17 protein-coding genes and 1 pseudogene are annotated in these 16,529 nt (G+C 70.9%); 13 read left to right on the top strand and 5 right to left on the bottom strand.

Annotation, left to right across the window (positions count from 1 at the left end; translation table 11 throughout):
- The first annotated feature begins 1 nt into the window (after nucleotide 1).
- The 3 genes from OG936_RS29125 to OG936_RS29135 are packed head-to-tail and all read left to right on the top strand — an operon-like array spanning nucleotide 2 to nucleotide 3,905.
- The gene (locus tag OG936_RS29125; RefSeq protein ID WP_406498704.1) at nucleotides 2–1,969 is read left to right on the top strand and encodes a dipeptide/oligopeptide/nickel ABC transporter permease/ATP-binding protein; all 1,968 of its coding nucleotides are present in this window, start codon (nucleotides 2–4) and stop codon (nucleotides 1,967–1,969) included.
- Nucleotides 1,966–2,973: an ABC transporter ATP-binding protein gene (locus tag OG936_RS29130; RefSeq protein ID WP_266749528.1), complete on the top strand. Its 1,008-nt coding sequence runs from the start codon at nucleotides 1,966–1,968 to the stop codon at nucleotides 2,971–2,973. Before OG936_RS29125 ends, OG936_RS29130 begins: the two co-directional genes overlap by 4 nt.
- Nucleotides 2,970–3,905 carry a dihydrodipicolinate synthase family protein gene (locus OG936_RS29135; RefSeq protein WP_406498706.1) on the top strand — a complete coding sequence of 312 codons (936 nt, stop codon included), beginning with the start codon at nucleotides 2,970–2,972 and terminating at the stop codon, nucleotides 3,903–3,905. The genes OG936_RS29130 and OG936_RS29135 overlap by 4 nt, the downstream gene beginning before the upstream one ends.
- 94 nt (nucleotides 3,906–3,999) lie before the next feature.
- Here the strand turns inward: OG936_RS29135 and OG936_RS29140 are convergent, their stop codons facing one another.
- Nucleotides 4,000–4,812 (bottom strand): chaplin, encoded by an 813-nt coding sequence (locus OG936_RS29140; protein ID WP_406498708.1) that lies wholly within the window; start codon nucleotides 4,810–4,812, stop codon nucleotides 4,000–4,002.
- A 365-nt stretch (nucleotides 4,813–5,177) separates the two neighbouring features.
- Here OG936_RS29140 and OG936_RS29145 point away from each other — a divergent pair, with 365 nt between their 5' ends.
- The 6 genes and pseudogenes from OG936_RS29145 to OG936_RS29170 form a co-directional block, all read left to right on the top strand.
- Entirely contained in the window at nucleotides 5,178–5,579 is a 402-nt protein-coding gene (locus tag OG936_RS29145; RefSeq protein WP_406498709.1) for a rodlin, read from the top strand.
- 291 nt (nucleotides 5,580–5,870) lie between these two features.
- Nucleotides 5,871–6,104 carry a chaplin gene (locus OG936_RS29150; RefSeq protein ID WP_406498711.1) on the top strand — a complete coding sequence of 78 codons (234 nt, stop codon included), beginning with the start codon at nucleotides 5,871–5,873 and terminating at the stop codon, nucleotides 6,102–6,104.
- A 253-nt stretch (nucleotides 6,105–6,357) separates the two neighbouring features.
- A complete protein-coding gene (locus OG936_RS29155) occupies nucleotides 6,358–6,648 on the top strand; it encodes a hypothetical protein (RefSeq protein ID WP_406498712.1) in 291 nt (96 codons plus the stop codon).
- A gap of 152 nt (nucleotides 6,649–6,800) precedes the next feature.
- Entirely contained in the window at nucleotides 6,801–7,211 is a 411-nt protein-coding gene (locus OG936_RS29160; RefSeq protein WP_406498714.1) for a rodlin, read from the top strand.
- Between the two features lie 305 nt (nucleotides 7,212–7,516).
- The gene (locus OG936_RS29165; RefSeq protein ID WP_406498715.1) at nucleotides 7,517–7,708 is read left to right on the top strand and encodes a hypothetical protein; all 192 of its coding nucleotides are present in this window, start codon (nucleotides 7,517–7,519) and stop codon (nucleotides 7,706–7,708) included.
- Nucleotides 7,709–7,772: 64 nt separating this feature from the next.
- Nucleotides 7,773–8,018: pseudogene (locus OG936_RS29170) on the top strand (rodlin); the annotation flags it as partial.
- A 162-nt stretch (nucleotides 8,019–8,180) separates the two neighbouring features.
- On the opposite strand, the gene OG936_RS29175 reads toward OG936_RS29170, so the two are convergent.
- Nucleotides 8,181–8,681: a DUF5949 family protein gene (locus OG936_RS29175; RefSeq protein WP_406498716.1), complete on the bottom strand. Its 501-nt coding sequence runs from the start codon at nucleotides 8,679–8,681 to the stop codon at nucleotides 8,181–8,183.
- 387 nt (nucleotides 8,682–9,068) lie between these two features.
- On the opposite strand from OG936_RS29175, the gene rsgA reads away from it, so the two are divergent.
- Nucleotides 9,069–10,244, top strand: a complete 1,176-nt coding sequence (rsgA, locus tag OG936_RS29180) for a ribosome small subunit-dependent GTPase A (RefSeq protein WP_406498718.1) — start codon at nucleotides 9,069–9,071, stop codon at nucleotides 10,242–10,244.
- Between the two features lie 85 nt (nucleotides 10,245–10,329).
- Nucleotides 10,330–11,691, top strand: coding sequence for a DNA-3-methyladenine glycosylase 2 family protein (locus OG936_RS29185; RefSeq protein ID WP_406498720.1), 1,362 nt, complete (start codon nucleotides 10,330–10,332; stop codon nucleotides 11,689–11,691).
- 30 nt (nucleotides 11,692–11,721) lie between these two features.
- Here the strand turns inward: OG936_RS29185 and OG936_RS29190 are convergent, their stop codons facing one another.
- The 3 genes from OG936_RS29190 to OG936_RS29200 all read right to left on the bottom strand — a co-directional run bounded on the left by OG936_RS29190 (nucleotide 11,722) and on the right by OG936_RS29200 (nucleotide 14,377).
- The gene (locus OG936_RS29190; protein ID WP_406498722.1) at nucleotides 11,722–12,534 is read right to left on the bottom strand and encodes a glycoside hydrolase family 95-like protein; all 813 of its coding nucleotides are present in this window, start codon (nucleotides 12,532–12,534) and stop codon (nucleotides 11,722–11,724) included.
- A gap of 159 nt (nucleotides 12,535–12,693) precedes the next feature.
- Nucleotides 12,694–13,176, bottom strand: coding sequence for a DUF456 domain-containing protein (locus OG936_RS29195; protein ID WP_406498724.1), 483 nt, complete (start codon nucleotides 13,174–13,176; stop codon nucleotides 12,694–12,696).
- A 211-nt stretch (nucleotides 13,177–13,387) separates the two neighbouring features.
- On the bottom strand, nucleotides 13,388–14,377 hold the full coding sequence (locus OG936_RS29200) for a helix-turn-helix domain-containing protein (RefSeq protein WP_406498725.1): 990 nt from the start codon (nucleotides 14,375–14,377) through the stop codon (nucleotides 13,388–13,390).
- A gap of 209 nt (nucleotides 14,378–14,586) precedes the next feature.
- Here OG936_RS29200 and OG936_RS29205 point away from each other — a divergent pair, with 209 nt between their 5' ends.
- Entirely contained in the window at nucleotides 14,587–15,045 is a 459-nt protein-coding gene (locus tag OG936_RS29205) for a hypothetical protein (protein ID WP_406498726.1), read from the top strand.
- Nucleotides 15,046–15,173: 128 nt separating this feature from the next.
- Nucleotides 15,174–16,481: a protein phosphatase 2C domain-containing protein gene (locus OG936_RS29210; protein WP_406498727.1), complete on the top strand. Its 1,308-nt coding sequence runs from the start codon at nucleotides 15,174–15,176 to the stop codon at nucleotides 16,479–16,481.
- Nucleotides 16,482–16,529 lie beyond the last annotated feature (48 nt).

Below are 16,529 nucleotides of genomic sequence, written 5' to 3' on the forward strand. Positions count from 1 at the left end.
CATGTTCGCCACCGGCCGTCTGGCCAACAAGCTGTCCCGACCCGGCATCGCGTTCCGCGCCCTCCCGGTCACCTCCCGCATCGCCCTCGGCGTGCTCGTCGTCGTCATCCTCGGAGCCGTGCTCGCCCCGCTGTTCACCCAGAACCCGCTGACCACCGGCACCCCGGTCCAGGCCCCCAGCGGCGCCCACTGGTTCGGCACCGACCGGGCCGGCCGCGACGTCTTCGCCCGGGTCGTGCACGGCTCGCGCTACTCGCTGGTCATCGGCCTCGGCGCGACCGCCCTGGCACTGGTCGCCGGCGCACTGCTCGGCTCCCTCGCCGCCACTTCGCGCAAGCTCGGCGACGAGTCCGTGATGCGCACCCTGGACGTCGTGATGTCGTTCCCGCCGATCGCGCTGGCCGCCGTCCTCGTCGCGGTCTTCGGCACCAGCATCCCGGTGATCATCTTCACCATCGCCTTCGTCTACACCCCGTCGCTGGCCCGCGTGGTCCGCGCCAATGTGCTGTCCCAGTACGGCGAGGACTACGTCGCCGCCGAGAAGGTCATCGGCGCCCGCCGCGGCTACATCGTGCTCCGCCACGTCGCCGTCAACTGCATGGCGCCGGTCATGGTGTTCGCCACCGTCATGGTCGCCGAGGCGATCATCTTCGAGGCCAGCCTCTCGTTCATCGGCGCCGGAGTGCAGGACCCCGACCCCAGCTGGGGCAGCGTCCTCGCCTACGGCCGGCAGATCCTCCTCGCCGGCGGCTGGTGGGCGACGTTCTTCCCCGGCCTCGCGCTGCTGATCACCGTCCTCGCGCTCAACATCCTCTCCGAGGGCCTCACCGACGCCTCCGCGGCCCCGAAGAGCGCCCGCCCCGCCGTCGACCCCGCCACGGCCACCGCACCCGACCCGGTCGAGGCCACCTCCACCGTGGACGTCGATGCCGCCCTCACCAAGCTCGCGGACCGCGTCAACGCCACCGAACCATCCATCAAGCCGGTACGGGAGGACGCCGCCGAACTCCTCGTCGTACGGGACCTGGCGATCCGCTTCCCCGACCGGTACGGCGAGATCCCCGTCGTCGACGCGCTGAACTTCACCGTCCACGAGGGCGAGACACTCGGTCTGGTCGGCGAGTCCGGCTGCGGCAAATCCATCACCAGCCTCGCCGTCATGGGCCTGCTCGCCCGCAACGCCGAGGTCAGCGGCGAGATCCTGTACCGCGGCCGAGACCTGCTGAAGCTCCCACCGAAGGAACGCCGCGCCCTGATGGGGCCGGAGATCGCGATGGTCTACCAGGACGCGCTGTCCTCCCTCAACCCGTCCGTCCTCGTCGGCACCCAGCTGAAGCAGCTCACCTCGCGCGGCGGTACGAAGACCCCCGCCGAACTCCTCGAACTCGTCGGCCTCGCACCCGAACGCACCCTGCGCAGCTACCCCCACGAGCTCTCCGGCGGCCAGCGCCAGCGCGTCCTGATCGCGATGGCACTCTCCCGCAACCCCCGCCTGCTCATCGCCGACGAACCGACCACCGCCCTCGACGTCACCGTCCAGGCCCAGGTCGTCGAACTCCTCGTCCAGCTGCGCGACGAACTCGGCTTCGCGATGGTCCTCGTCTCGCACGACCTCGCGCTCGTCGGCGACCTCTCGCACCGCGTCGCCGTGATGTACGCGGGCCGCCTCGCGGAGATCGGCGCCACCCGCTCCGTACTCACCGCCCCCACCCACCACTACAGCCGAGGCATGCTCGGCTCCGTCGTCTCCCTGGAAGCGGGCGCCGACCGGCTGCACCAGATCCGCGGCATCGTCCCCGCACCCCAGGGTTTCGGTACCGGCTGCCGGTTCGCCTCACGCTGCGCCGCAGCCACCGAACTGTGCCGCACCACCGCACCCGAACTCACCGCACGGGGCGCCACGAACGACCACGGCTTCGCCTGCCACCACCCGGCGAAGGCCGCCCAGCTGGAAGGGAGCGCCCTGTGATCAGGCTCGACGGCGTCCACGTACGCCACAAGGCACGCAGCGGCGGAGTGTTCCGCCGGGACGCCGTGCACGCCCTCACCGACGCCACCCTGGAGATCGAGCGAGGCGAGATCGTCGGCCTGGTCGGCGAGTCCGGCTGCGGCAAGTCGACCCTGGCCCGGGTGCTGACCGGCCTGCAGAAGCCCACCGAGGGGGAGGTCCGCTTCCACGGCCGCGACCTGTGGGAGATGTCCGCCGCGCAGCGCCGCGACGACTTCGGCTCCGCCGTCGGCGTCGTTTTCCAGGACCCGTCCACCGCACTCAACCCGCGGCTCACGGTCCGTCAGATCCTCCGTGACCCGCTCGACGTGCACAAGCGGGGCACCCGGGAGGCACGCGAGGCACGCGTCGAGGAGCTCCTCGACTTGGTCGGCCTGCCCGGCCACACCCTCGCCGCACTTCCCGGACAGCTCTCCGGCGGCCAGCGCCAGCGCGTCGCCATCGCCCGCGCCCTGGCCCTCGAACCGGAACTGATCGTCGCCGACGAACCGACCTCCGCCCTCGACGTCTCCGTCCGCGCCCAGGTCCTCAACCTTCTCGTCGACCTGCGCGAACGCCTGGGCCTCGGCATGGTGTTCATCTCGCACGACATCCAGACCGTGCGCTACCTCGCCGACCGCATAGCCGTCCTCTACCTCGGCCGGATCGTCGAGGAGGGGCGCGCATCCGACGTCGCGGGCGCCCCCGCGCACCCGTACACCGAGGCACTGCTCTCGGCGACCCCCAGCCTGCTGGAGACCACCGAACGGATCGTGCTCACCGGCCCGGTCCCCTCGGCCACCAACCCGCCGTCCGGCTGCCCCTTCCGCACCCGCTGCTGGAAGGCGGACGACGCCTGCGCCACGGTCTTTCCCGCGCAGAGCACCGGACCGGGGGAACACCGCTGGCACTGCGTCCACCCCCAGAACCCCGCCACCCGCGGCGGGGACCAGTCCGCCGTACCGGCCGCAAGGAGCACCACATGACCGCCCGAACACCCCGCTACTCCGGCGTGATCCCGCCCGTAGTCACCCCGCTCACCGCGGACGGCGAGATCGACCGGCCCTCCCTGGAGAGGGTCGTGGGGCATCTGCTCGACGGCGGTGTCAGCGGCCTGTTCGCCCTCGGCAGCTCCGGCGAGACCGCCTATCTGACGCCCCGCCGGCAGGACGAGGTCATCAAGGTCATCACGGCCGCCTCGGCCGGCCAGGTCCCTGTCCTCGTCGGAGCGATCGAGACCACCACCGACCGTGCCATCGAACGGGCCCGTGCCGCCCAGGCACTCGGCGCCGACGCCGTCGTCGTCACCGCCCCCTTCTACACTCGCACGCACGACACCGAGATCGACCGCCACTTCCGGGACGTCGCCGCCGCCGTCGACGTGCCGCTCCTCGCGTACGACGTGCCGGTCTGCGTCCACAGCAAACTCGACCCGGAACTGCTGCTGCCGCTCGCCGCGGACGGCGTGCTGGCCGGGGTGAAGGACTCCAGCGGCGACGACGGCTCGTTCCGCCGCCTGGCCATCGGCGCCCGCGACCTGCCGGAGTTCGCCGTGCTCACGGGGCACGAACTGGTCGTGGACGCGATGATGCTGAGCGGCGCCGACGGTTCCGTCCCCGGGCTCGGCAATGTGGACCCGCACGGATACGTGCGCCTCCACGAGGCCGCGGTACGTGGCGACTGGGCGACCGCACGCGCCGAACAGGACCGCCTCGTCGCACTGTTCGACATCGTGCGCGCGGCCCGTCCCGGCACTGCGTCCGCCACCGCTGCCGGTCTCGGCGCGTTCAAGTCGGCCCTCATGCTGCGCGGGATCATCACCACCAACTTGGTGAGCCCGCCGATGCGCCGGCTGGACGCGGCGGAGACCGCCACGATCGCGGACTGTCTGGACCGCGCGGGGCTCTCCCGGGTCTGACGGGTTCCGAAGAACGCACCGAGGTGCGTGGGTACGGCCTCGGCCGTACCCACGCACCTCGGTGCTTCTGTCTGCTACCTACCGGCTGCGCCGGTCACTTCCTCGACGCGCGCGTGCGGCGGTACAGCAGGGTTCCACCGAGCACCATCGCGGCGCTCGCCGCGCCGGCCAGACCCAGGTTGGTGTCGGCACCCGTGTGCGCCAGCTGCGCGGTGGAGACCGGGTTCCCGGAGGCGACCTCGGGCACATTGCCGGTCTGCGGCTCACCGGTGCGGGGCGTGACGGGAGGTGTGACCACCGGCGGCGTGACTACCGGCGGCGTGACCGGCGGCGTGACTACCGGCGGCGTGACTACCGGGGGCGTGACCGGCGGCGTGACTACGGGGGGCGTGACCGGCGGCGTGACTACCGGGGGCGTGACCACGGGGGGCTCCACGGGGGGCTCCACAGGGGGCTCTACGGGAGGGGTGACCCCCGGCCCGCTCTCGTTCGCGCACGCGTTGTCGAACGCCGGGTTCAGCAGACCGACGACATCGACGCTGTTGCCGCACGCGTTGACCGGAACGTCCACAGGAACCTGGACGACGTTGCCGGACAGCACGCCGGGAGAGTCGGTTGCGGTGCCCGTGGCGCTTGCCCCGTGGCCGTCGTTGCCGCTTCCACCGCTCTCGTTCGCGCACTTGTTGCCGAACGCCGGGTTGAGCAGACCGATCACATCGACCGTGTTGCCGCACACGTTGACGGGAACGTGCACCGGCACCTGCACGGCGTTGCCCGAGCCGACGCCCGGCGAACCGAAGGCGGCACCATCGGCGGAGGCGTCCGCGAACGCGTATCCGCCGGCCGCGGTCAGGATGCCCGACGCCGCCGCCATCACCAGCACGCTCTTGCTCAAGGCTTTTCGCATTTATTGCCCTTTCCTAGGACACTTTGTGCGAGCGCGATGCTCGCGGTTCATTCATCACGCGGTGCAGCTTCTGCCGGGAATGTGACCCCCGGTTCTTCCCTGCGTGAGTCGGCAAGCGGCGATTCTTCCGCAGGTCGAAACACCGAAACGCGGAGCCGCACGCCTGGTGACATCCATAACGAGGGGGGATTGTCGAGGAAACGCGAAAGTCCGTGGAAATCCCGTGATCACTCGAACGAATTAAATTTGCGCGCTCGTGACGACGTCGCCCCCAGGCATTCGGGTGAACGGAGAGAACTAAACGTCCGATCGCGAGTTGGGTAGAGAGCTCCGGTATGGGGCATCCGGTACAAGAAGGGTTAATCGTGATCAAGAAGGTTCTGGCTACGGGCGCTGTGGCCGCCTCCATCCTCGGTCTGGGCGCGACCCAGGCCATGGCGATCGGCGACGACGGCGGTACGACTTCGGTCAACGGCAACGGAGCCTCGCAGTCCTTCGGCAATGCCGAGACCCATGGTGACGGCAGCCCGCAGTTCGGCCTGGTCCAGGGCAGCCTGAACAAGCCCTGCGTCGGTCTGCCCGCCAAGGCCAACGTCGGCTCGCTCGTCGGTCTTGTCCCGGTCGCGGTCCAGGACGTCAACGTGCTGGCCTCGCCGCAGAACCAGCAGTGCACCGAGAACTCCACCCAGGCCAAGGGTGACGAGCCGCTGTCGCACATCCTGAGCGGCATCCCGGTGCTCTCCGGCAACGGCACCGGCAACAGCTGATCCAGCACAGTGACAGGCCCGGCCGCCGGCGTTCCTCCTTCGCACGGCCCGGGCCCGCTGTTGCCCTTCCCGGTATCGGCGCACCGAATGGTCCGGTGATTCCACCCGTGACGTCGAGCGAACGATACTGCTCCATCCGGGCCGTTTTTCGAGATTCTTTTTCTTGAAGAGTTTCGACTGCGGTCCTAAATCGTTACGAATTGCAGCGGCGGAGTTACGAGTGATCAGGACCGCGCTCGTGCGGCACGAAAGACGTGACCGCTCCGGACTCCGTCAAAGAAAGGGACAAACGTGAAGTACGCCAAGGTTGCCGCCATCGCCGCCGGAACCCTGATGGCGGTCGGTGCCGCCGCCCCCGCCTTCGCCGACTCCGGCGCCGATGGCACCGCCGCCTACTCCCCGGGCGTCGCGTCCGGCAATGTCATCCAGATCCCGATCCACGTCCCGCTCAACGTGTGCGGCAACAGCGTCAACGTGATCGGTCTGCTCAACCCCGCCTTCGGCAACGCCTGCGCCAACTACTGACCCCTGGTCGGCCTGGCCGAACGCTCGTGACGGGAAGGCCCCGGAACGCACTCGATGCGATCCGGGGCCTTCCCCATTTTCGGCTTCCGGTAGTCGACCGAAGGGTGCGGAGAAAAGCGACCCTGTCCAGTTGCCCGAACGCAACCACATCGTTACCCAAGGTGAGAAGCGGCAGAAGTCACAGCTAAAGAAGGCTGGTGCGGCGCGGATACGCGGCCGAAACGGATGCCGCTGCAGAAGGGAACCCCCGAAAGTGAAGTACGCGAAGACCGCTGCGCTCGTTGCCGGTTCCGTGGCTGCTCTGGGAACGGCTGCTCCTGCCTTCGCCGTTACCACCACCACGGCCCCCAACTTCAGCCTCAACGGCGGCGTCAACCAGGTGGTGGAAAGCGCACCGCAGGCTGTCGATCCGATTGCCGACGCGGTCGGCGGAGCCGCCGATTCGATGCAGAAGAACGGCACCGTCACCAAGCTGGCCGGCCAGGCCACCGGTGCGGCCAAGGGCGCGGCCCCGCTGATGGGCGGCCTGCCACTCGGCGGCTGACCGGCCAGGCCACGGCTCTTCCCCGTCCGTGCGGCGAACATCCGGGCAGCGGAAGCACCGTTCGAGTGAATCGACACAACCATCCACGTCGCCGTGAGTTGATCAGCGAGCTCCGGACAGGCGAGCAACAGAAAACCCAGAAGGGCTATTCAATGCTCAAGAGGATTATGGCCTCGGCAGCCGTCGCTGCTTCGATCGTCGGTGTCTCCGCCGCGATCGCCCCGCAGGCCATGGCCGTCGGCAACGACAGCGGCACGACGTCGTTCAACGGAAACGACACCGTCCAGTCGTACGGCAACTCCGCCACCTACGGTGACTGGAGCCCGCAGTTCGCGCTCATCCAGGGCTCGCTCAACAAGCCCTGCATCGCCCTGCCGGCCAAGGCCAACGCCGGTTCGGTCCTCGGCGTCGTCCCGGTCTCGGTCCAGGACGTCAACGTCCTGGCCTCGCCGCAGAACCAGCAGTGCACCGAGAACTCCACCCAGGCCAAGGGCGACGAGGCACTGTCGCACATCCTGAGCGGCATCCCGGTCCTGTCCGGCAACGGCACCGGCAACAACTAGTGCCCCTCCCGGCAAGCTTTGCCCCGGCGAACATTGCCGGTCGCGGCACTAGAACCGCAAGGCTCCGGCCGCTCGCCGCTGATTCCTCGGACCTGTCGAGGACTTCACCGCGTGCGGCTTCGAGCCCGCCTGTCCGCAGTACGTGAAACACCGTGGGGCTGGTACATCCACGCGGCAGCCGATCGTCGGCGGCTCTGATGTGCCGGCCCACGTCGTGTGCGAGGGTCCCGCGAAGGGGCGGGCGGACTGGGCCGGTTGCCGTAGTGACGGTGGGCGTCACCCGTCGCACCGGGTAGGGGCCACCCATGGACCAGTTCGACAGCCAGCACCCCTGCGGCCGGCAGCGGCACGCACAGGACGCCACACCCATTTACGACCGGCTGCTCGCCGAATGGCAGGCGACCCGCGGCGGACCCGACCCGGCCCCGCCGGAGCGGCCTTGTGCGGGAAGTCGCGTGCCCGCCGCCCGCACGTCCGACGACGCCTTCGACGGGTGAGAAGGTGCGTAGAACTCACGCCGGAGCGAACCCATGTGAGTGGTAGTGCGGAACGGACGCCGACGACGGCAGCCCGCAGGTCCAGCTCGTCCAGGGCGCGCTGAACAAGGCCTGCGTGGGCCTGCCGCTCAAGGCCGGCGCGGGTTCGCTCGTCGGCGTACTCGTGCCGGTCGCGGTCCAGGACGTCAACGTGCCGGCCTCGCCGCAGAACCAGCAGTGCGCCGAGAACTCCACCCGGGCCAAGGGCGACGAGGCGCTGTCGCACTTCGTGGACGGCATCCCGGCGCTCTCCGGCATCGGCAACAGCTGACACCCACGGGAATGCGGGCGACCGCGGTAAATCCCCCGCGATCGCCCACATTCCGGTGCACGGCACCGCCGAGAAGTATCCGGGGCGAGACCCCAGGGCTCCACGCATGACGATGCCCACCGTTCCACGGGGGGCGGTGGGCATCCGGTGTACGGAGGCGGCTCAGCCCAGGCTGCGTACCGGAAGGACACAGTGCGCGGAGGTCATGATGACCTCCGCGTCGGCTGCGAACGACCGCAGCAGTTCCTCGCTGACCGGCCGGCCCGGCGTGCCTTCGGGCCAAGGGCGGGTGGCGAACATCGTGTGCACCTCGCCCCGCTGCTCTGCCGCTGCCAGCCACTCGGGCGGTGCGGGGTACTGCGCCGTGAAGTGAGGCAGCGTCAGCACGGCCTGACCGGCCTGGACGAGCAGTTTCACCGGGAGGCCCGGCGTCTCGGCGGCGTACACCGGGCCGCTGCCGACCGGCAGTCCGCTGCGGTCCAGGGCCACCCGCATCACGGCCTCACCGGCGGCCGGGCCGTCCGTCCCGTCGCCGAGCGAGTAGACGAGGAGGAAGGCGACATCGCAGCCGCCATCGGGGTGTTCGCCGCTCCATCCGATCAGTGTGATCGTGCCCAACTGGGCCTGGGTGAACGTACCGGTGGCGGTCTGGGGTGAGGTCATGCTCGGCACCCTAACGGGCTGAGACCGGTCGTTGTGCATGTGTATCACCTGATCGAGGGAGATTCATGGATGTCTCCGACGCATGCGTTCGCGGCGCTGTCCCGGATGCCGCGAAGCCGCCCCCCCCCATTTGCCGGTCGGTCTAAATGTGTTGACGGCGCCCGATGGCCGCGGGCTATCGTGTGCAGTGTTCCGGACGGCGGGGAAACCGCCGGTGTCGGGCCCGTGCTTGAACCAGGAGGTGAGGACATTGATGACTGTCGTTGCGATGGGCGCTGCCCATAACCAGAAGATCATCGTCCCCACCCACGTGGTCGCCGGCTGACCTTTCTTCAACTTTTCGCGCTGGTAGGCGCGTTGCCGGGGCCACCCTGTGAAGGGTTTCCCTTGTCTTTCCCGTCTTCCTCGTCTCTTTCCTCTTCTCTTCAGGGCGCGTTTGTGGCGCATCCGCTGTCCCCGTACGGCTGGGACGACGGCTGGGCCGCCGCATTCGCTCCGTACGCCGAGCAGGGACTGCTGCCCGGACGCGTGGTGCGGGTGGACCGCGGGCAGTGCGACGTGGTCACCCCGTACGGCACGCTGCGGGCCGACACCGCCTTCGTCGTCCCGCGCGATCCGATGCGGATCGTCTGCACGGGCGACTGGGTCGCCGTCGACCCCGGCGGAGATCCGCAATTCGTACGGACGCTGCTCCCGCGGCGTACGGCCTTCGTCCGCTCGACGTCGTCGCAGCGTTCCGAAGGGCAGGTGCTCGCCACCAACGTCGACCACATCGCCATCTGTGTCTCCCTCGCCGTGGAGCTGGACCTGGGGCGGGTGGAGCGTTTCCTCGCGCTCGCCATGTCCAGCTCCGGCGGCGACGCGCTGCTGCGCGACGGGGCGTCCGCCGCGGATGGCGCCGCCCAGCCGATCGTGGTGCTGACCAAGGCCGATCTGGTGCCGGACACCGCCACGCTGGCGTACCTCGTCCAGGACATCGAGGCCATCGCGCCCGGTGTGCAGGTGCTGACCGTCAGCTCCGCCACGGGGGAGGGGCTCGATGTGTTCGCCGCCATCGTCTCGGGCGGCACGAGTGTGCTGCTCGGGGCGTCCGGCGCGGGCAAGTCGACCCTCGCCAACACCCTGCTCGGCCGCGATGTGATGGAGGTGCAGGCCGCCCGGGACGTCGACGGCAAGGGCCGGCACACCACCACGACCCGCAATCTCCTGGTCCTGCCCTCCGGGGGCGTACTGATCGATACCCCCGGGCTGCGCGGGGTCGGCCTCTGGGACGCGGAGACCGGTGTCGGCCAGGTCTTCTCCGAGATCGAGGAGCTGGCCGAGCGGTGCCGGTTCCACGACTGCGCCCACCTGTCGGAGCCCGGCTGCGCGGTGCTCGCCGCGGTCGAGGACGGTTCCCTGTCCGAACGGCGCCTCGACAGCTTCCGCAAGCTGCTCCGCGAGAACCAGCGCATCGTCGCCAAGACCGATGCCCGGGTGCGGTCCGAAATGCTGCGTGAATGGAAGCGCAAGGGGGTCGAGGGCCGGGCGGCCATGGACGCGAAGCGGGGTCGGCTGCGGTAGCCGCGGCCGACGGGTCCCCCGGACTCGGTAGACGTCCGAAAACCGCGAGTGCGGTACCGGGAGGTGCCGCACACTGGACGCTGTGATGGACGAACAGACCAGGTACGAGGCGGTGAGCGGCCGCGATGCCCGATTCGACGGGGAGTTCTTCTTCGCCGTCGAAACGACCGGCATCTACTGCCGGCCGAGCTGCCCCGCCGTCACCCCCAAGCGGAAGAACGTCCGGTTCTTCCCGACCGCGGCCGCCGCGCAGGGCAACGGCTTCCGGGCATGCAGGCGCTGCCGCCCGGACGCCGTGCCCGGCTCCGCCGACTGGAACGTGCGGGCCGATGTCGTCGGCCGTGCCATGCGGATGATCGGCGACGGTGTCGTCGACCGGGAGGGCGTGCCCGGTCTCGCCCACCGGCTCGGCTACAGCTCACGCCAGGTGCAGCGGCAACTCAACGCCGAGCTGGGTGCCGGGCCCGTCGCGCTCGCCCGCGCCCAGCGGGCCCACACCGCGCGCGTGCTGCTCCAGACGACCACGCTGCCCGTGACGGAGATCGCCTTCGCGTCCGGATTCGCCAGCGTGCGCCAGTTCAACGACACGATCCGGCAGATCTACGCCCGTACGCCCAGCGCCCTGCGGGCCGAGGCCGGTACGGGGCTGGGAGCGGCGGTACGGGAGGCGCGGACCACGGGGGTCCCGCTGCGGCTCGCCCGCCGGGGGCCGTACGCGGCCCGCGAGGCCTTCGATCTGCTGGCCGGCGAGACGGTCGCCCGGATCGAGGAGGTCAGCGGCGAGCCGGGCACGCGCACCTACCGGCGCACCCTGCGGCTGCCGTACGGGACGGGCATCGTGGCCGTCGACGAGCGGTCCGCCGGGCCCTGGCTGGACGCCCGGATCCACCTCACGGACCTGCGGGATCTGACGACGGCCGTGCAGCGGCTGCGGCGCCTCTTCGACCTGGACGCCGATCCGTACGCCGTCGACGAGCGGCTCGGCGCCGACCCGCGCCTGGCACCGGGCGTCGCCGCCCGCCCGGGGCTGCGCTCGCCGGGCGCCGCCGACCCGGAGGAGTTCGCCGTACGGACGCTGGTGGGCAGGCTGGGGGCGGAGCGGCTCGTGGAGGCGTACGGGAAGGTTGCCGACGTCCCCTGCGGAGGGCTCACGCATGTGTTCCCCGAGCCCGGGGTGCTGGCCGGTGCGGTGGACGACCCGGCGCTCCGGGCGCTGGCGGCCGCGCTCGCCGACGGGGACGTACGACTCGATGCCGGGGCCGACCGCGACGAGGCCGAGCGGGCACTGCTGCGGCTGCCGGGGATCGAACCGGCAGCGGCGGCACTCATCAGGATGCGGGCGCTCGGCGACCCCGACGTGGACCCGGAGGGCAGGCCCGGGTCGGAGCGGTGGCGGCCGTGGCGTTCGTACGCCGCGCGCCACCTGAGCCTCTTGGGCCTGCCCTAGGTGTATTGCCCGTGAGGTCGCTGACGGGGTTCAGGCGGGCAGGCCCCAGCGCGGTGCGGGCTCGTTCGCCGTCACCGGGCGGATGGTGAGATCCGGGCGGTCGCCCGTGGCCGTGATCAGCGCCGAGTCGCCCGTGCGCAGGTGGATGCGGACCGTGCCGTCGGCCAACTCCTCGTGCTCCAGCGGGCGTCCGTGCCGGTCGCGGATCTCGACTGCACCCTCGATGCCATGGCGTACGACGCACGGCGCGCCCGCCTCGCTGGTCACCCGTACCCAGCGGGTCCGGCCCTCTTCGCGTACCGCGCTCAGCAGGAACGCGCCCTGGGTGCGGAAGTCGTGGACGGTCAACTCCCGCCAGGCGGCGGGCAGAGCCGGGAAGACCCTGATCGTGCCGCCCCACGACTGGCACACCATGTCGTGCAGCGACTGGGCGAGGCCGAAGAGGGAGCCGAACTCGGGGCGGTGGTCCTGGACCTCGGAGTGCTGGACGTTGAAGCGGACGGCCGTGGTGGTGGCGCCGGGCTCGGCGTAGATGCCGGAGCCGAGGCGGCCGTTGCCCAGGTACGGGCCCTCGTACCAGGTCTTCGGGAGCTTCTGCCAGAGCAGGTCGGCGTCGTCCAGGACCGTGCGCCAGGCGTCGTCGGGGGAGTGGACGGTGACGGGGGCCGGGGCGGTGGTCGCCGGGGCGCCGGGGGTGGCCGCCCGGGCGGGGACGGTCGCCGCGCCGCCCACCACGAGTGCGCCGCCGATCGCACTGCCGGTGGCGAGGACGCTTCTACGGGAAGGGGCCGGGGCTTCGTTGCGGTGGCGGGACGGGCGGTAGGGGCCCGGTGCTGGGGGCAAGGCGTCTCCTGGCGACTCGTATGCAGGCACAACAATTCATCCGAGCTATTCCTTCGGGGAAGGTGGGCACGGGGCATCCTTGCGTCAACAGCGAGGGAGACATCCGATGTACTTCCGCCTATCTGGACTGCATCCACTTGGCTGTCCAGGAAGGCGCGGTCAGCTCCGGATCACCGTGGTCAGCCAGGCCCCCGTCACCAGCAGACACGCGAAGAGTTCGACGAGCACCGCGTAGCCCGTCGCCCGCATCACCGAGCGGACCGATGCCCACCCCGCCCCGCTGCTGCCGAGCCGCAACCGCTCCGCCCCGTAGATCGCCCCCACATATCCGACGATCCCGCCCACCACCGGCACCACGAAGAACCCCACGATCCCGCCGATCCCGCCCAGCATCAGCGTCTTGCGCGGTGCCCCCGACTCATGGGGGCGGCGCGGCGGCAGCCACAGCTTCAGCGCCTGGTTCACCAGCAGAAGTGCCGTGGCCCCGATGAGTACGCCCCAGGCGGCCGGAGTCACGTCGGTCAGCGCCCACCACAGCACGGCGGCCCAGACGATCGCCTGCCCCGGAACCCCCGGCACCAGCACACCGACCAGGCCGAGGAACATGACCAGGCCGACGGCGACGAGTTGCCACACACCCATCTGACCAGCGTGCCGGAGTCCGGCCGGTCCCGCCCGTCAGCGCGGCCCCGGGTAAAGGCCGTCGACGCAGCTCGGGGCCGTAACGTCACGGCGCGAACACCGTGCCGGGGCGCCGACGATGCCTGGTGACGTGACGTGACGTGACGTGACGTGACGTGACGTGACGGGGGTAGGGCGGGACGGGACGAAGCCTGCCGGGAGGGGCGCCGGCTCAGGTCCGCGTCTCCCGGGCTACCCAGCCCCGTTCGTACGCGTGCCAGCCCAATTGCAGCCGGGTCGACACCCCGGTCAGCTCCATCAGCTTCTTCACCCGCCGCTGCACGGTCCGCAGCCCCAGCTCCAGCTGCTTCGCCACGCTCGCGTCCGTCAGCCCGGCCAGCAGCAGCGACAGGATCTCCAGATCCGTCGGATCGGGCCCGGTGGACACCTCCTCCAGCCGGCCGCTCTCGGCGAGCCTGAGCGGCATGGCCTCGCGCCACACCGCCTCGAAGAGCCCCATCAGCGACTCCAGCAGCCCGGAGGCGTGCACCACCAGCGCCGCCGGCTCGGCGCCCCGTCGGGTCAGCGGCACCATCGCCAGGGCGCCGTCGGCGACGACCAGCTTGGTCGGCACCCGGTCGACGACCCGGCACTGCTCGTCACGGCTCAGCGCGGCCGACAGTTCCAGAATCCCGGACGGCAGCGACAGCACCTCGCGTTCGATGACGACCCGGAACGACACCCCGCGCGTGGCGACCTGCTCCTCGGCCTCGTTCTCCATACCGCTCACCGCGATCGGCTTGCCGGTGACCAGGGCGCACACCTCGCTCGTCGCCCCCAGCTGCAACTGGTGGAAGCGGTGCGCCACCGCGCTCGCGCCGGTCACCACCTCGACCAGATCGTGCACGGCCGGCTCGGTGGCCTCCGCCCGGTACTCCTCGGCGAGCAGCGCCGCCGTCAACTCCGCCTGCTCCAGCTCATGGCGCTGCTGGGTCAGCAGCGCTCCCAGCGCCACCGCGGGCGGCGCGGCCACCCAACGGTCCATGCGGGACGAGGCCTGCGCGGCGAGCCCGTGCTGTTCCAGCCGGCGCAACGCCCGCTCCGTGTCCGCCTCGGGAAGAGCCAGCCGGTGCGCGAGATCGGAGACCTCCGCGGCTCCCACCGTCACGAGCGCGCGGTACGCCGACTCCTGTATCTCGTCGAGACCTATGGCTCCCAGCATCCCTGGACCCCTCCCGGACGCATTGATTCCGCACGATGGCGCTGTCTTCGGGCGTCGGCTGTGGCGGAAAGCGGCCACGGCGTAAACCCGCCCTGTACATCATCCCTTTATCGCTGGTCGCTCTGCCAATGTGGCGCCACCGCAGTACCGACAACCTCCGCAATCACATGGTCTGTTCAGAGGTGTTCCGGTTTCACTTGGGGAGAGCGATGCGTCCGATATCGCGTACGGCGCTGGGAGCGGCCACCGCCGCAGTCCTGGCCGTCACCGGCAACGACGGCTCCGCCGTCCGCTCCTCGGTCGCGAAGCTCGACGCGAGGGACGAGAACGTCTACTCGCAGGGGATCCCGCTGCTCTTCCCGGGCTACGACCTGGAGACCGACGGGCTCAAGACCCTTCCGGCGAAGGACGGTCAGACGATCGGCCTGAGCGTCACCGGCCACGCGGGCTACACGCCCGGCAAGCTGGTCGCCGCCGAGGTCTCCTACTTGTACGACGGCGGCGAGACCCGGACCAGGGCCATCACCGCACAGCAGGGTGACCGGTGGACCGCGATCGTGAACCACGCGGGCGCGGCCGGCAAGCCGGTCGCCCTGAAGACCGAACTGACGGACGCCAACGGCAACTCCGTCATCCAGACCGTGAACGACGCGTACGCCGTGCGCTGATCACGCCCCGACCGGTTCGCCGGGCGTCCTTCCCGTGGGGGGTGGGGACGCCCGGCGGACCTCTTTTGTCCGGCCACTGTTTCCGGATGACCCGTTTTCGTACGGCCCGGGCGGTCGACAATAAGGGCATGAGTCAGCAGGGGGACAGGTCCGCCGCCCACGAGAACGACTGGTGGCGCAGGCTGTACGACGAAACCGCCAGGGACACCGGGGCGACCAACGCGGCCGACAGCCTCGACGACCGCTTCGACTCGGCGTCGGACGCGGTTGGCCGAGGCGGGGGCGGGCGTGGGGGGAGTGTGGGGGACGGGGACGGGGACGAGGACGTGGGTGGGGCTGGGGCTTCGGTCGCGGGTCCGGCTCCGGTGTCTGTGCCACCGGCCGTCCCTGACCCGCGATCGTTACCGGATCTGCCGTCCGTGTCGTCCGTGCCGCCCGTGCCGCCTCTGCCCAAGCGGCCGGTCGTCGACAGGAGCGTTGCCCCGCGGGGCCCCATCACCGACGTCACCGCAGAGGCTCCCGAGCCCTCATCCGTTCCCGCCCGGCGCCCCGTGATCGGCCATGTGGGTGACCGGCCGCCCACCTACGACGCCGAGCCCACCGCGCTGCCCGCCACCGTCCCCCAGGAGCTCGACGATCTCGTCGCCGACACCGTGCTCGACGGCGCCCGGTACGGCACGTACACCCTGCGCGCCGCCTCCGTGCGCGGGGACTCCGCGCGGTTCCGCGGCGAGCCCCGCCGCGACGCGCTGCTCACCGTACGGTTCGGCACCGACCGGAGGGCGCTCGTCCTGGTCGCCGTCGCCACCGGGGCCCGCGCCACCGAGCGGGGGCACCTGGCGGCGGCCGACGCCTGCCGCTGGATCGGCGGTGCCGTGGGTCGCAGCCACGCCAGGCTCTCCGAGGACATAGGGGCCGGCCGCCGCGGCGACCTCAAATCCGGCCTGCACCGCCTCACCGACCGTACCTACGGCAAGCTGCGCGCCCGCGCCGCAGAACTGGGCCTCGAACCGGAGCGGTACACCGCGGGGCTGCGCTGCCTCCTGCTGCCGGCGGATCCCGACTGCCGGACGCGGATCTTCTTCGGCGCCGGCGCCGGCGGGCTCCTCCGGCTGCGCGACGGCGTCTGGCAGGACCTCGAACCGGAGGTTCCGGAACCCGCCGGTGACGGCGGCGAAGCCGCGGCCGAATCCGGACCACCGCCCGCCGAGCCCTTCCGGTTCCGGGCTTCGGTGGCCCGGCCGGGGGACACGCTGCTGCTGTGCAGCACCGGCCTCGCCGAACCACTGCGCGGCGAACCCGCCCTGGCCCGGGAGCTGGCCGAACGCTGGGCCGACGACCACGCGCCCGGGCTCGCGGCCTTCCTCGCGGACTCCCAGCTCAGGGTGAAGGGGTACGCCGACGACCGTACGAGTGTCGGAGTCTGGGAGGCGTAACCGCGCGCTTCATGGGTTGATGGATGCGGAGTCCGGAAGCCGAAGCGC

This window comes from Streptomyces sp. NBC_00846, assembly GCF_045207325.1.
In the GTDB taxonomy this organism is placed as follows: Bacteria; Actinomycetota; Actinomycetes; order Streptomycetales; family Streptomycetaceae; genus Streptomyces.